Raw genomic sequence first — 13,022 nt, forward strand, 5'->3', positions numbered from 1 at the left:
AGTGACCATTGACCTACCCCCTTTGCACCCAGCAGGAGGTACCTCTAATGCGTCGGCCCAGAAATCCGGCTTTTTGGTATGGTTTCAGAGGAGAGTTATCTGGCCAGGAGAGACCATGACGAGCACGCCCGCAAAAGCTCAGCAATATCGGGCATTGGGCCTTTCTACCTTTGCCTTCACCCTTTGTTTCGCCGTCTGGACCATCTTTTCCATCATCGGCATTCGCATCAGTGAAGAGCTGGCGCTGTCCGACACCCAGCTGGGATTGCTGATGGCCACGCCGATTCTTACCGGCTCCATCAGTCGATTATTCCTGGGCATCTGGACCGACCGTTACGGCGGGCGCTGGGTGTTCGGCATCCTGATGCTGACCACCGCGGCCTGTGTTTACCTGCTGACCTTTGCTACGACCTACGCCATGATGCTGGTCGGGGCCCTCGGAGTGGGCCTGGCGGGCGGCGCTTTCATAGTCGGGGTGGCCTATACCGCAGCCTGGTTTGAACCGGCTAAACAGGGCACCGCACTGGGGATTTTCGGCGCCGGCAATGTCGGTTCTGCCGTGACCAACTTCGGCGCCCCGTTTCTGTTGGTGGCCTTCGGCTGGGAGAAAACCGCGCAGATATACGCCACGGTGCTGGCCATCATGGGCATTGCCTTCCTGTTACTGGCAAAAACCGACCCGCTGGCCGAACAACGCCGCAGCGCCGAACAGAAATCGTTTGCCGAACAGATGGCACCGCTCCGGGAACTTCGGGTGTGGCGCTTTGCCCTGTACTATTTTTTTGTGTTCGGCGCCTTTGTTGCCCTGGCGCTCTGGCTACCCCATTACCTGATCGGCGTTTATGGCCTGGACATCAAAACCGCCGGCATGATAGCCGCGCTCTATACCATCCCGGCATCCCTGTTCCGCGTCCTCGGGGGCTGGCTGTCGGACCGCTTCGGCGCCCGACGTGTGATGTACTGGACATTCATTGCCTCAGTAGTCTGTACCTTCCTGCTCAGTTATCCGCCCACCCGCTATGTGGTGCATGGCATCGAGGGAGATATCAATTTCACGCTGGCCATGAGCCTGCCCATGTTCGTGGTGCTCACCTTTATCCTCGGTTTTTTCATGTCACTGGGTAAAGCGGCGGTCTACAAACACATTCCGGTGTATTACCCGATGCATGTCGGTGCCGTGGGTGGTGTGGTGGGCATGATCGGCGGTATCGGCGGTTTCATCCTGCCACTCACCTTTGGTGTGCTGAACGACATAACCGGCATCTGGCAAAGCTGCTTCATGCTGATGTTCGCCATTGTGGCAGCAGCCCTGGCCTGGATGCACTACGCCATCCGCAAAGCGGAACGGGTGGAATGGGCGGCCCAGACCGAGCAGACCGATCTGCCGGAACTGGCCTCCCCGCAGCTGTTCTATCCCATGAACCGTCATCCGGCAGCGGGTGCCCCCAGGCAGGGGTCGAACCAACACGGATAACCGCCCCGGACACCGTTTCGTGCTTTATGCCCCGCCTTCGGGGCTTTTTTGTATACTGGCCCGACAATGATCGAGTGGAGCTCCTCTGGTGGCAAAATGGCTCGTTAAAACCGAACCCTCTGAGTGTGGCATTGATGATTTTGCCCGTAAGCCTGAGGGCGTCATTCCCTGGGACGGTGTTCGCAATTACCAGGCCCGCAACTTCCTGGCGCAGATGCAGGAGGGAGATCTGGTCTTTATCTATCACTCCAGCTGCAAGCGCATCGGCATTGCCGGTATGGTTCGCGTTGTGAAAGCGGCCTACCCGGACCCAAGCCAGTTCAACCCGGAGTCTCCCTACTACGACCCGAAAAGCACGCCGGAAAAACCGCGCTGGCAAGCGGTCGACCTGCAGTTTGAACGGAAACTGCCGGCGCTGATCTCCCTGGACACACTCAAAGCCATACCGGAGCTCAGTGAACTGGCTCTGGTACGCAGAGGCAGCCGACTCTCGGTCATGCCGGTCAGCGATGCCGAGTGGCAGCAAATCCTCCACCTGGTCGATTAAACTCAGATCACAGGCCTACCACCGCCGGCTCCGGAGCTTTAGAATTGCCGCGTTTCAATTCTCCCGGAGCCGACGAGATGTCCATGGACATGAATCCCGCCAGCAGTTTTGCCCAGCTCAAGCGCATTGAATCGAGCAAGGTGTTTCAGACTGTTGTTATCGCCATCATCATTCTGTCTGCCCTGACCATCGGCGCCAAAACCTATGATCTGCCACCTCTGGTGGAACAGAGCCTGTCGGTGATGGACAACGCCATTACCCTGTTCTTTCTGGTGGAGATCCTGTTCCGGTTCGCCGCCTGCCCACTCAAACGCCGCTTTCTCATGGATGGCTGGAACCTGTTCGACACCATCGTGGTTATCGGCAGCCTGATCCCTCTGGACAATTCCGAGGCGGTGCTTCTGGGCCGGTTACTGCGGGTATTCCGGGTGCTTCGACTGGTATCAGTGGTGCCCGAGCTGCGCTTTCTGATCAACTCGTTACTCAAAGCCATTCCGCGCATGGGCTACATTGCCCTGCTGATGTTTATTATCTTCTACATCTACGCTGCCATGGGCTCCATGTTCTTCGCCAGTGTGGATGAAGTGCTCTGGGGCGATGTCGCCATCGCCATGCTCACCCTGTTTCGGGTTGCCACCTTCGAGGACTGGACCGACGTGATGTACGCCACCATGGAAGACTATCCCATGAGCTGGTTGTACTACCTGACCTTTATCTTCCTGACGGCCTTTGTGTTCCTGAACATGATGATCGGGGCGATATTGGAGGTAATGAGCGAGGAGCAGAACGCCAAACAGGCCCAGAAGGCCCACGACGAGCGGGATGAGATTGCCCGTCAGCTCCGGGCTGTACAGGAACAGCTGCAGGAACTGACGAAGCAGGTCAGCGAGAAACGCTGATTCAGAATGGCTTGGCCATGGCCAGATGGAAAATAGCCGTCACCTGCACCAGGGCAAGTACCGCCGCCACAATGCGTGCGGGCTTGCCCACAGTGGTTTTCAGCGCAAACACCCCGGCAATGATGTAACCGAACAACAACACGATCTTGGTGATCAGCCAACCGGGCATGGCAGAGGCATAACCGGCCACAAACACCAGCGCAATGGCCGCGACCAGAAGGATGGTGTCATTGATGTGGGGAATGAACCGTAGTGGCGTCTGGCGCCAGCCTGGTCGCCCGACCGCATCAAGCAGTAGCCGCAGGGCAAACAGCGTGATGGTCAGGTAGGCGGTGGTCATGTGCAGGTGCTTCAGGATCATGTACGACGTCATGGAAGTTCCTTTGTTAACAAACGGGTTGCGGCCATTGTACGCAAACTACCCCCAAGCAGGTATGGTTAATACAGGCGCGAAGGTTTAACATATACTCAGAATACATGTATATGGGAGACATCTATGCAGGCCATACCGACTTCCCCTGAACGGGCGTCTGCCAGCCTCAGCCAACTCTTTTCCTATCCTTTCCGGATTTTTTTCCTGTCCATGACGGTACTGGCCATTGTTGCCATCCCGGTATGGGTCCTGGAAGTCACCGGCGTGGTTCAACTGCCACTGGCCCTGCCCGCCCTGTTCTGGCACCAGCATGAAATGCTGTTCGGATTTTTGTCGGCCGCCATCGCAGGCTTTCTGCTCACCGCCGTGTGCGTCTGGACCCAGACCAACCGAACCCACGGTGCACTGCTTGCAGGTCTCTGGAGCGTCTGGCTGGCCGGTCGCCTGTTGCTGGCCTTTGGCGGCAACCTGCCGGACTGGCTGGTACAGGGCGTAAATCTGGCGTTCCTGCCCCTGGTGATGATCGATGCCGGCTGGCGAGTGTGGAAGGCCCGCCAGAAGCGGCAGCTGATGATTCTGCTGGTCCTCGGACTGCTCTGGCTGATGCAGATTGGCTTTGTTACCCGCCTGGATATGGCGTTCAGCTACGGAGCACTGATCATGGCCATGGCGCTGATCAGCATCATCGGAGGCCGGATTACCCCTGCGTTCTCAGCCGGATGGCTTCGCCAACGAGGCGGCAATGCCGAGGCAGTCAAGATGATTCCGGCACTGGATATGGCGGCACTGTTCTCCATGATCCTGCTGATGGCATCCCTGGTGACGGGCTGGCAAACCGTCACCGCCGTCATTGCTGTGGTTGCTGCATCGTTGATGCTGGTGCGCCTGTATAACTGGAAAGGCTGGCTGGTGCGCAAAGATCCCTTGCTCTGGATTCTGCACCTGTCCATTCTCTGGGTGCCGGTTGCACTGATCCTGCTGGCAGGCTCTTTGGTGGCCGGATGGCCAACCAATGCCTGGAGCCATGCCGCCGGTACCGGCGCCATCGGCTGCCTGATTCTGGGCGTGATTGCTCGCGTGTCACTGGGCCACACCGGCCGCCCTCTGGTGCTGCCAAAGGGCATGGTTCTCGCGTTTGTAGCCATACAACTGGCTGCGGTTGTTCGAGTGTTGACTGCCTTGAACCTGATTCCCTGGCACCCCGGTATTGGCACCAGCACGCTGCTGTGGATACTGGCCTATGGCCTGTTTCTCGTACGTTACACTGGCATTCTGGCCAGCCCGCGGCCCGACGGGCGCGAAGGCTGATCCGGTTCCAGATACAAAAGGCCGGCTCGGGGCGTAACCGAGCCGGCCTTTCTGTTTTCGGCGGCAGGACTTCAGGCCGCCATTTTCTCTTTCAGCAGCTTTTCAAAATGGGATCGGGCCGCACGGAACCGGGCTGCCGGAAAGTGAATGCTGATGCCCTCCAGTGCCGCCATCAGCATTTCCAGATGGGCATCCCAACCGGCGCAGGCAATAGGCACCACCTCATCGTCCGGCAACGACAGCGTCAGGCAAAGCCGGGTACAGACTCCTTCCCGCAGTAATTCCCAGGTCAGCGGCCGCTCAGGGGCATCGCCGGAACTCCAGGAGTAGGACAACAGCCGGTGAGGCCGGCAGGCGGTAATGGTACAGTCGATGGGCATGCCACTGTTGCCAAAATCCAGCTGAACCCGGCCACCTTCACGAGCCTCCAGAGACCCGGCAGCCAACCAGTTGGCCAAATGCACCGAATCGGTCAGCATATTCCAGACAGCCTCTGGAGGATGATCCAGCAACCGTTCCAGGTGTACCAATACCCGGCCCGTCTCGAACCGGATTTGTCCATCGATGAATTCCTCATCTGCAGACATAGGCCCTCCCAAATATGGCGAACTTCACAGATTCGACGAAAGTATCAAACCGGACAAAAATTAGCCTTGATGACCATCAACCGGCTCTGGCTGCGGGTCCGGGGAACTTCTGGGCGGCAATCATCCACTAAAGGTCAATAGCCGTTCCCAGAACAGGCGCTAAAGTAGAAGAAATCATTTTGCAACAGAGACACAGGCAACATGTATCCTGATCACTTTGACAAAGAAGACCTGATCCGCTGCGGCCACGGCCAGCTGTTCCCGGGCGCCATGCGCCTGCCCATCGACGAAATGCTGATGGTCGACCGTATTACCCACATCGGAGCCGATGACGGCGAATATGGCAAAGGCAGCCTGGTGGCCGAACTGGATATCAACCCGGATCTCTGGTTTTTCAAAGTGCATTTTGAGGGCGACCCGGTAATGCCCGGCTGCCTCGGCCTGGATGCCATGTGGCAGCTGGTTGGCTTCTTCCTGGCCTGGAGTGGCGGTGAAGGCAAGGGGCGTGCCCTGGGGGCCGGAGAGGTGAAGTTTTTCGGACAGGTTTTGCCGGAAAACAAAAAGGTCACCTACTATCTGGATATCAAGCGGTTGATTCGCCGCAAACTGACCATGGCCATCGCAGATGCCCGTATGGAAGTGGACGGGCGGGAAATCTACACCGCCAAAGACCTTCGGGTCGGCCTGTTCACATCGACTGATGACTTTTAGGAGTTAGCACAATGCGTCGCGTTGTAGTTACCGGCATGGGGATCGTCTCCAGCCTTGGAACCAACCAGAAAGAAGTGGCCCAGTCACTTCGCGAATCCCGCTCTGGCATTGCCTTCAGCGAAGAAGCCCGGGACAACGGCCTGCGCAGCCACGTCGCCGGCAAGATCGACCTGAATTTGTCAGAACTGATCGACCGCAAGATCTGGCGCTTTATGAGCCCGGCCGCCGGCTACTGCTACCTGGCCGCCAAAGAGGCCATTGAGCAGGCTGGCCTGACCGACGAACAGCTGCGTGCAAACACCACCGGCGCCGTATTTGGTACTGGTGGCGCTTCCACCGTCGAACTGCTGGATGCCATCGACACTCACCGCGACAAAGGCCTTCGCCGGGTGGGCCCGTACCGGGTACCCCGCACCATGGGTAGCGCCATCAACGCATCCATCACCACCGCCTTTGGCATTACCGGCATCAACTACGGCATCACTTCTGCCTGCGCCACCAGCGCCCACTGCATCGGCCACGCTGCCGATCAGATCGCCCTCGGCCGCCAGGACGTCATGCTGGCCGGCGGCGGGGAAGACATCCACTGGACCCTGAGCCTGATGTTCGACGCTATGGGCGCATTGTCCACCAAGTACAACGACACGCCGGAACAGGCCTCGCGCACCTATGACGCCGACCGTGACGGTTTCGTGATTTCCGGTGGCGGCGGTACGCTGATACTGGAATCCCTGGAACACGCGGAAGCCCGCGGTGCCACCATCCTCGCGGAACTGGTCGGATTTGGCGCTACCTCCGACGGCGCTGACATGGTTGCACCCAGCGGTGAAGGCGCCATTCGATGCATGAAGCAGGCTATGGCCAACATCGACGGCGAGATCAACTACATCAACACCCACGGCACCAGCACGCCGGCAGGTGATGTAACCGAACTGAAAGCGCTCAAGGAAACCTTTGGCGACAAGATCCCGCCACTGAGCTCCACCAAACCTCTGTGTGGCCACGCACTGGGTGCCGCAGGCGTACATGAGGCCATTTACAGCCTGATCATGCAGCGGGAGAGCTTTATTGCCCCGTCCGCCAACATCCAGACCCTGGACGAAGGCGCCGAAGGCTACCCGATCGTGCGTGAACGCATGGACAACCAGAATCTGAACCTGGTAATGAGCAACAGCTTCGGCTTTGGCGGCACCAACGCCACCCTGATCTTCAAGAAAGTCTGATCAGGACAAGCGAAGCGAGCGGTATTCAGCCGGCGGCGTTCCCATCCAGCGCTTGAACGCCCGGCTGAAGGCGCTCAATTCCGAAAATCCGAGCTGCTCGGCAATTTCCACCAGCGGCTTGGATTTATCTTTCATATAGGTGATCGCCTGCTCCCGGCGAACCTGCTCCAGCAGAGCCGCAAACGTCAGCCCCTCCTGGCGCAATTTCTTGTGCAACGTATACCGGCTCATATTCAACTGCCCGGCCACCGTCTCAACACCTACTTTCCCTCGCTCCAACTGAATCCGGATCAGCTTGCTGACCCTCATACTCAGCGAACGCTTTGAATTTTCAGGCCTTAATGGCTCTAATGCCATGCTGGTTCCTCCTGCCTATCGTCCTGGCCCAAACTGCCAACTCCATCAGCGTACACATGTTAGCCGAAATCAATCAATACGACCTTTGAGCAAGATCAATGGCGCAGTGGATTATTTGCGGCACAATGCCCGCTTTTAGAATGCCCTACCTGCATCCATCCGCTTTTCAGTTAATACCCGGAGATACCATGACCACCCCGGAACTGCTTGCTCCCGCCGGCACCCCCGAACATCTAGAAACCGCCTTCGCCTATGGCGCAGATGCCGTCTATGCCGGCCAGCCGAGATACTCGCTGAGAGTAAGGAACAACAGTTTCAAAGACGTTGCAGCCCTGGGCGCAGGCATTGAACGAGCGCACGAACTGGGCAAACAGTTCTACCTGGTCTCCAACATTGCACCCCATAACAACAAGGTGCGCAGCTACCTGAGAGACCTGGAGCCGGTCATTGAACAGAAACCCGACGCCCTGATCATGTCTGACCCCGGCCTCATCATGCTGGTACGGGAGAAATGGCCGGATCAGCCGATCCACCTGTCGGTGCAGGCCAACGCCGTTAACTGGGCCACCGTGGAATTCTGGCGCCGCCAGGGCATCAGCCGCGTGATCCTGTCCCGGGAACTGGGCTTGGAAGAAATCCGCGAAATCCGCGAAAAAGTCCCCGCGATGGAACTGGAAGTGTTTGTACACGGCGCCCTGTGCATGGCCTACTCCGGCCGCTGCCTGCTGTCTGGCTACATGAATCATCGCGACGCCAACCAGGGCGCCTGCACCAACGCCTGCCGCTGGAACTACAAAGAAGTCCAGCACAGCCACGACCAGACTGGCGATCTGATCGCCACCTCTACAGATGCGGTGGAAACCTGCGAGCCCAAAGAAATCCTGCTGGAAGAGCCCAATCGCCCCGGCGGCTTCATCCCGGCCTACGAAGACGAACACGGCACCTACATCATGAACTCCAAAGACCTGCGCGCCGTCCAGCACGTGGCGGAACTGGTCAAGATGGGCGTTCACTCCCTGAAAATCGAAGGTCGCACCAAAAGCACCTACTATGTAGCCCGCACCACCCAGGTATACCGGAAAGCCATCGACGACGCTCTCGCCGGCAAACCCTTCGACATGCACATGATGGACGAACTCGAAGCCCTATCGAACCGCGGCTACACCGAAGGCTTCCTGCGCCGGCACGTGCCCCAGGAATACCAGACCTACGAACAGGGCTCCTCGTATCTCGGCACCCAGCAGGTGGTAGGCACCATTGCCGACGCGGATGAGCGGTGGCTCACCATCGACGTAAAAAATAAATTCGCCCCCGGTGACCAGCTGGAGCTCATCACCCCGGCCGGCAACCTGCGATTCTCTGCCAACACCATGGAAAACCGCCACGGCGAGGCCATGGAGTGCGCACCAGGCAGCGGCCACATCGTCAAAATCCCTAAACCCGCGAACGTGCCGGAAAAACTGGACTTCACCTATCTGACCAAGATTTTTCCCGAAAACGCCGGCCGTTAAACTCGAGGGGGCGATCTGTACGCCCCCCTTAGTGCCCCAAAGGCCGATTAAGGTATAATCCCTACACAACCGATTTAATACCTGACTATTTTACTCTGGTATTGTATAATCGCTCGCCAGAAGCAACGGGAAACCGGCCAGGAGCCCTTCCCGTCATCCAAAAACCGATTGCAGGGCGTACTCACGGAGAGAGCGACCACTGCGACACCAGCAAACCGAATACACCCATCCGCCAGCCCAAGGGCTGCCGATGACACAAAGGGCGCAAGCCCTGGATGAGAGAATTACGGAGCGACGATCATGGCGACCACCGACAACGAGGTGAAAGAGCTGATCAAACGGGAATACGAACACGGTTTTGTGACAGAAATCGAAGCCGACACGTTCGAACCCGGCCTGAACGAAGACGTCATTGCCCGCCTTTCCGCGATCAAGAAGGAGCCGGAATGGATGCTGGAGTGGCGCCTCAAAGCCTATCGTCGCTGGCTGGAAATGGAAGAGCCAGACTGGGCTCATGTCGGCTACCCGAAAGTCGACTACAACTCGATTTCCTACTATTCCGCGCCCAAGCGCAAAGAGGATATGCCACAAAGCCTGGATGAAGTGGATCCGGAGCTGCTGAAAACCTACGAAAAACTGGGCATCCCCCTGCACGAGCGCGAAAAACTGGCCGGCGTTGCCGTGGATGCAGTCTTTGATTCCGTCTCCGTGGCGACCACCTTCAAAGAGCCTCTGGCCAAAGCCGGCGTGATCTTCTGTTCGATTTCCGAAGCCGTTCGTGATTACCCCGAACTGGTCCAGAAATACCTGGGCACCGTGGTTCCCCACGGCGACAACTTCTTTGCGGGCCTGAATTCGGCGGTGTTTTCTGACGGCACCTTTGTGTACGTACCCAAGGGTGTGCGCTGCCCTATGGAGCTGTCCACCTACTTCCGCATCAACGCCGCCAACACCGGCCAGTTCGAACGCACCCTGATTATCGCCGACGAAGGCAGTTACGTAAGCTACCTGGAAGGCTGTACCGCACCCATGCGCGACGAGAACCAGCTGCACGCGGCCGTGGTTGAACTGGTGGCTCTGGACGACGCCCAGATCAAATACTCCACCGTACAGAACTGGTACCCGGGTGATGAAAACGGCAAGGGTGGTATCTATAACTTCGTGACCAAGCGCGGCGCCTGCATCGGCAAGAACTCCAAGATTTCCTGGACCCAGGTGGAAACCGGCTCCGCCGTCACCTGGAAGTACCCGAGTTGTGTACTGCGCGGTGAGAACAGCGTTGGCGAGTTCTACTCTGTCGCGCTGACGCATAATTACCAGCAGGCCGATACCGGCACCAAGATGATCCACCTGGGCAAGAATACCCGCAGCACCATCATCTCCAAGGGTATTTCCGCCGGCAAGAGTTCCAACGCCTACCGCGGCCTGGTGAAATTCGGCCCGGGCGCAGAGGGCGCGCGTAACTTTACCCAGTGTGATTCGCTGCTGATCGGCGACCGCTGCGGCGCGCACACTTTCCCGTACATCGAGAGCAAGAACAAGTCGGCCATCGTGGAACACGAGGCGACCACTTCCAAGGTCAGCGACGAGCAGATGTTCCTGTGCCGTCAACGCGGCATCGACCCTGAGCAGGCGGTGTCCATGATTGTCAACGGCTTCTGTAAAGAGGTGTTCAAGGAGCTGCCGATGGAGTTTGCGGTTGAGGCTGGCAAGCTTCTGGAAGTGAGCCTTGAAGGGTCCGTTGGTTAAACGCTATGCCCCGCTGGCTTCGCTTCGGAGGAGGCCAGCGAGCGGTGGAGCTTTCCGGGATACGCTGTGAATACATCCCTGTACGCTCGACAAAATCATCCCTGATTTTGACGATCCCGGAAAGCTCCACCGCTCACTGTCCCGAACGTTTTCAGGGGCATCAAAGGGTACGAATTTATAGATCGAAATTCAGGATATAGAGAGACATCTACAAATGCTGAGTATCAAAAACCTGCACGCCTCCGTTGAGGGCAAAGAAATCCTCAAGGGCATTAACCTGGAGATCAAGGCCGGGGAAGTTCACGCCATCATGGGCCCGAACGGTTCCGGTAAGAGTACCCTGTCACAGGTTCTGGCAGGCAACGACGCATTTGAAGTCACCGAGGGCGAAGTCACCCTGAACGGAGACAACCTCCTGGATCTGGAAACCGAAGAACGCGCCCGCGAAGGCATCTTCCTGGCCTTCCAGTACCCGGTGGAAATCCCGGGCGTGAGCAACCTGCAGTTCCTGCGCACCGCCGTCAACGCCATGCGCAAGCACAAGGGCCAGGATGAGATGAACGCTGCTGAGTTCATGAAGCTGGCCAAGGAAGTCTCCAAACAGGTAGACCTGGACCCGGCCTTCCTGAAACGCGGCGTGAACGAAGGCTTCTCCGGTGGCGAGAAGAAACGTAACGAGATCATGCAGGCCCTGCTGCTGCAGCCGAAACTGGCCATTCTGGATGAAACCGATTCCGGCCTGGACATCGACGCCCTGAAGGTGGTTTCCGATGGCGTGAATGCTCTGCGCTCGGAAGACCGCGCCATTCTGATGGTCACTCACTACCAGCGCCTGCTGAACCACATTGTTCCGGATTATGTGCACGTACTGGCTGGTGGCAAGATCATCAAGTCGGGCGGTCGTGAACTGGCCCTGGAACTGGAAGAAAAAGGTTACGGCTGGCTGGGCATTAAAGACGACGACACCAGCAACTGATCAGGAGGCCGTGGAATGAAATCTGTACCCATGCTTTCCAGTGCCTTCCTGCACCCGGCCGGGGAATCCCTGCCGGAGCCGTTGCTGGCGCTGCGCAAGGAGCGGGCCAGCGCGCTGGTGGATATGCCGCTGCCTACTCGCAAGACCGAGAACTGGAAGTACTCCAGCAAGTACCTGAAACTGGCCGACGATATGGCCATTTCCCTGCCGGCCGAAGGCAAGACCGGCAACAGTCTCGCTGTGCCCGGTTATAAAGTGGTTTTCATCAACGGCGTGATGATTCCGGAAGCCAGTGAGTATCCGGATCTCGATGGTATCGAGATCCTGAGCTTCAACGATCTGGCTAACGACGAAGCTGAAGCCCTGCCTGCAAAGCTGGGCAGCACCCTGAATCACGATCAGGTCCAATTCGCCCGCCTGAACGGGGCGCGCTTCGAGGATGGCCTGCTCATTCGCCTGAAACCCGACGCGGTGCTGGATCAGCCGCTGTTCATCATCCATGAAACCAGCGCTGACGCCAGCGGCTCCGCCTATCCACGTATCTACGTGGAAGCCGGCGCCAACAGCCAGCTGACTCTGGTAGAGGAATACACCTCCAGTGGTGAAGCATCCGCCTTGGTCAGCACAGTAACCGAATTCAATCTGGCCGATGGCGCCAACGTCACCAGCATCCGCCTGAACATGGAAGGCGAGAATGTTCAGCACATTGGTGCTACCGGTGTACTGCAACAACGCAGCTCGCGCTTCGAGAGCCATTGCGTTGGCTTTGGCGGCCCACTGCGCCGGCACGATCTGCAGGTGCGGCTTGAAGGCGAAGGTGCGGAAACCAAGCTCAATGGCGTGGTGGTTACCCAGGGCAAACAGCACTACGACAACCACACGTCTATCGACCATGTCGCGGCCCACTGCAACAGCGAAGAGACCTATCGCAATATTGCAGCCGACCAGTCCCATGCCGTGTTCAACGGCCGGATTCATATCCACCAGGACGCCCAGAAGTCCAATGCGGATATGAACAACAAGAACCTGCTGCTGTCCAACGGGGCAGAGATTGACACCAAACCGGAACTGGAAATCTACGCCGACGATGTGAAGTGTGCGCACGGCGCCACCATCGGTCAGTTGGACGAGACTTCCGTGTTCTACCTGGTATCGCGCGGGATCGGCCGCCGGCAGGCCAATGTTCTGCTCACCATGGCGTTTATTAACGAGCTGGTGCAACAGATTCCGGTCGAAGCCGTGCGTGAAACCGCCCAAGCGCGGTTGAGTGATTTCTTTGAGCAAACCTTTCAGGAGGCCTGAGGGGC

General features: G+C 58.0%; 13 protein-coding genes. 10 read left to right on the forward strand and 3 right to left on the reverse strand.

Features of this window, described 5'->3' with window-relative positions; translation table 11 throughout:
• Positions 1 to 115: 115 nt before the first annotated feature.
• From C7436_RS08710 to C7436_RS08720, 3 genes are all read left to right on the forward strand, one after another.
• Positions 116 to 1,474 carry an MFS transporter gene (locus tag C7436_RS08710; RefSeq protein ID WP_121207513.1) on the forward strand — a complete coding sequence of 453 codons (1,359 nt, stop codon included), beginning with the start codon at positions 116 to 118 and terminating at the stop codon, positions 1,472 to 1,474.
• Positions 1,475 to 1,562: 88 nt separating this feature from the next.
• Positions 1,563 to 2,021, forward strand: coding sequence for an EVE domain-containing protein (locus C7436_RS08715; RefSeq protein ID WP_121207515.1), 459 nt, complete (start codon positions 1,563 to 1,565; stop codon positions 2,019 to 2,021).
• A 77-nt stretch (positions 2,022 to 2,098) separates the two neighbouring features.
• Positions 2,099 to 2,920, forward strand: coding sequence for an ion transporter (locus C7436_RS08720; RefSeq protein ID WP_121207517.1), 822 nt, complete (start codon positions 2,099 to 2,101; stop codon positions 2,918 to 2,920).
• A 1-nt stretch (position 2,921) separates the two neighbouring features.
• Here the strand turns inward: C7436_RS08720 and C7436_RS08725 are convergent, their stop codons facing one another.
• Positions 2,922 to 3,293 (reverse strand): SirB2 family protein, encoded by a 372-nt coding sequence (locus tag C7436_RS08725; protein WP_014422505.1) that lies wholly within the window; start codon positions 3,291 to 3,293, stop codon positions 2,922 to 2,924.
• A 123-nt stretch (positions 3,294 to 3,416) separates the two neighbouring features.
• Here C7436_RS08725 and C7436_RS08730 point away from each other — a divergent pair, with 123 nt between their 5' ends.
• Complete coding sequence (locus C7436_RS08730; protein WP_014422506.1) at positions 3,417 to 4,601, forward strand: NnrS family protein; 1,185 nt, start codon at positions 3,417 to 3,419, stop codon at positions 4,599 to 4,601.
• Positions 4,602 to 4,672: 71 nt separating this feature from the next.
• Here C7436_RS08730 and C7436_RS08735 read toward each other — a convergent pair whose 3' ends face one another.
• Entirely contained in the window at positions 4,673 to 5,188 is a 516-nt protein-coding gene (locus C7436_RS08735) for an SRPBCC family protein (RefSeq protein ID WP_121207518.1), read from the reverse strand.
• Between the two features lie 201 nt (positions 5,189 to 5,389).
• On the opposite strand from C7436_RS08735, the gene fabA reads away from it, so the two are divergent.
• A complete protein-coding gene (gene fabA, locus C7436_RS08740) occupies positions 5,390 to 5,899 on the forward strand; it encodes a bifunctional 3-hydroxydecanoyl-ACP dehydratase/trans-2-decenoyl-ACP isomerase (protein WP_011786589.1) in 510 nt (169 codons plus the stop codon).
• 11 nt (positions 5,900 to 5,910) lie between these two features.
• Positions 5,911 to 7,122: a beta-ketoacyl-ACP synthase I gene (gene fabB / locus C7436_RS08745; protein ID WP_014422508.1), complete on the forward strand. Its 1,212-nt coding sequence runs from the start codon at positions 5,911 to 5,913 to the stop codon at positions 7,120 to 7,122.
• Here fabB and C7436_RS08750 read toward each other — a convergent pair whose 3' ends face one another.
• Positions 7,123 to 7,479 (reverse strand): helix-turn-helix transcriptional regulator, encoded by a 357-nt coding sequence (locus tag C7436_RS08750; protein ID WP_121207520.1) that lies wholly within the window; start codon positions 7,477 to 7,479, stop codon positions 7,123 to 7,125. It abuts the gene before it with no gap.
• Between the two features lie 188 nt (positions 7,480 to 7,667).
• Here C7436_RS08750 and trhP point away from each other — a divergent pair, with 188 nt between their 5' ends.
• From trhP to sufD, 4 genes are all read left to right on the forward strand, one after another.
• Positions 7,668 to 8,990, forward strand: a complete 1,323-nt coding sequence (gene trhP / locus C7436_RS08755) for a prephenate-dependent tRNA uridine(34) hydroxylase TrhP (RefSeq protein WP_121207522.1) — start codon at positions 7,668 to 7,670, stop codon at positions 8,988 to 8,990.
• Between the two features lie 300 nt (positions 8,991 to 9,290).
• The gene (gene sufB / locus C7436_RS08760) at positions 9,291 to 10,739 is read left to right on the forward strand and encodes a Fe-S cluster assembly protein SufB (RefSeq protein WP_014422511.1); all 1,449 of its coding nucleotides are present in this window, start codon (positions 9,291 to 9,293) and stop codon (positions 10,737 to 10,739) included.
• 214 nt (positions 10,740 to 10,953) lie between these two features.
• Positions 10,954 to 11,715, forward strand: coding sequence for a Fe-S cluster assembly ATPase SufC (sufC, locus tag C7436_RS08765; RefSeq protein WP_011786594.1), 762 nt, complete (start codon positions 10,954 to 10,956; stop codon positions 11,713 to 11,715).
• A 15-nt stretch (positions 11,716 to 11,730) separates the two neighbouring features.
• A complete protein-coding gene (gene sufD / locus C7436_RS08770) occupies positions 11,731 to 13,017 on the forward strand; it encodes a Fe-S cluster assembly protein SufD (RefSeq protein ID WP_121207523.1) in 1,287 nt (428 codons plus the stop codon).
• Positions 13,018 to 13,022 lie beyond the last annotated feature (5 nt).

This window comes from Marinobacter nauticus (assembly GCF_003634635.1).
Classification (GTDB): domain Bacteria; phylum Pseudomonadota; class Gammaproteobacteria; order Pseudomonadales; family Oleiphilaceae; genus Marinobacter; species Marinobacter nauticus.

Bases quoted from the DNA above. Each gene is read 5' to 3' on its own strand.
- C7436_RS08710 (WP_121207513.1), top strand. From the start codon at position 116: ATGACGAGCACGCCCGCAAAAGCTCAGCAATATCGGGCATTGGGCCTT.
- C7436_RS08720 (WP_121207517.1), top strand. From the start codon at position 2,099: ATGTCCATGGACATGAATCCCGCCAGCAGTTTTGCCCAGCTCAAGCGC.
- C7436_RS08725 (WP_014422505.1), bottom strand. From the start codon at position 3,293: ATGACGTCGTACATGATCCTGAAGCACCTGCACATGACCACCGCCTAC.
- C7436_RS08730 (WP_014422506.1), top strand. From the start codon at position 3,417: ATGCAGGCCATACCGACTTCCCCTGAACGGGCGTCTGCCAGCCTCAGC.
- C7436_RS08735 (WP_121207518.1), bottom strand. From the start codon at position 5,188: ATGTCTGCAGATGAGGAATTCATCGATGGACAAATCCGGTTCGAGACG.
- fabA (WP_011786589.1), top strand. From the start codon at position 5,390: ATGTATCCTGATCACTTTGACAAAGAAGACCTGATCCGCTGCGGCCAC.
- fabB (WP_014422508.1), top strand. From the start codon at position 5,911: ATGCGTCGCGTTGTAGTTACCGGCATGGGGATCGTCTCCAGCCTTGGA.
- C7436_RS08750 (WP_121207520.1), bottom strand. From the start codon at position 7,479: ATGGCATTAGAGCCATTAAGGCCTGAAAATTCAAAGCGTTCGCTGAGT.
- trhP (WP_121207522.1), top strand. From the start codon at position 7,668: ATGACCACCCCGGAACTGCTTGCTCCCGCCGGCACCCCCGAACATCTA.
- sufB (WP_014422511.1), top strand. From the start codon at position 9,291: ATGGCGACCACCGACAACGAGGTGAAAGAGCTGATCAAACGGGAATAC.
- sufC (WP_011786594.1), top strand. From the start codon at position 10,954: ATGCTGAGTATCAAAAACCTGCACGCCTCCGTTGAGGGCAAAGAAATC.
- sufD (WP_121207523.1), top strand. From the start codon at position 11,731: ATGAAATCTGTACCCATGCTTTCCAGTGCCTTCCTGCACCCGGCCGGG.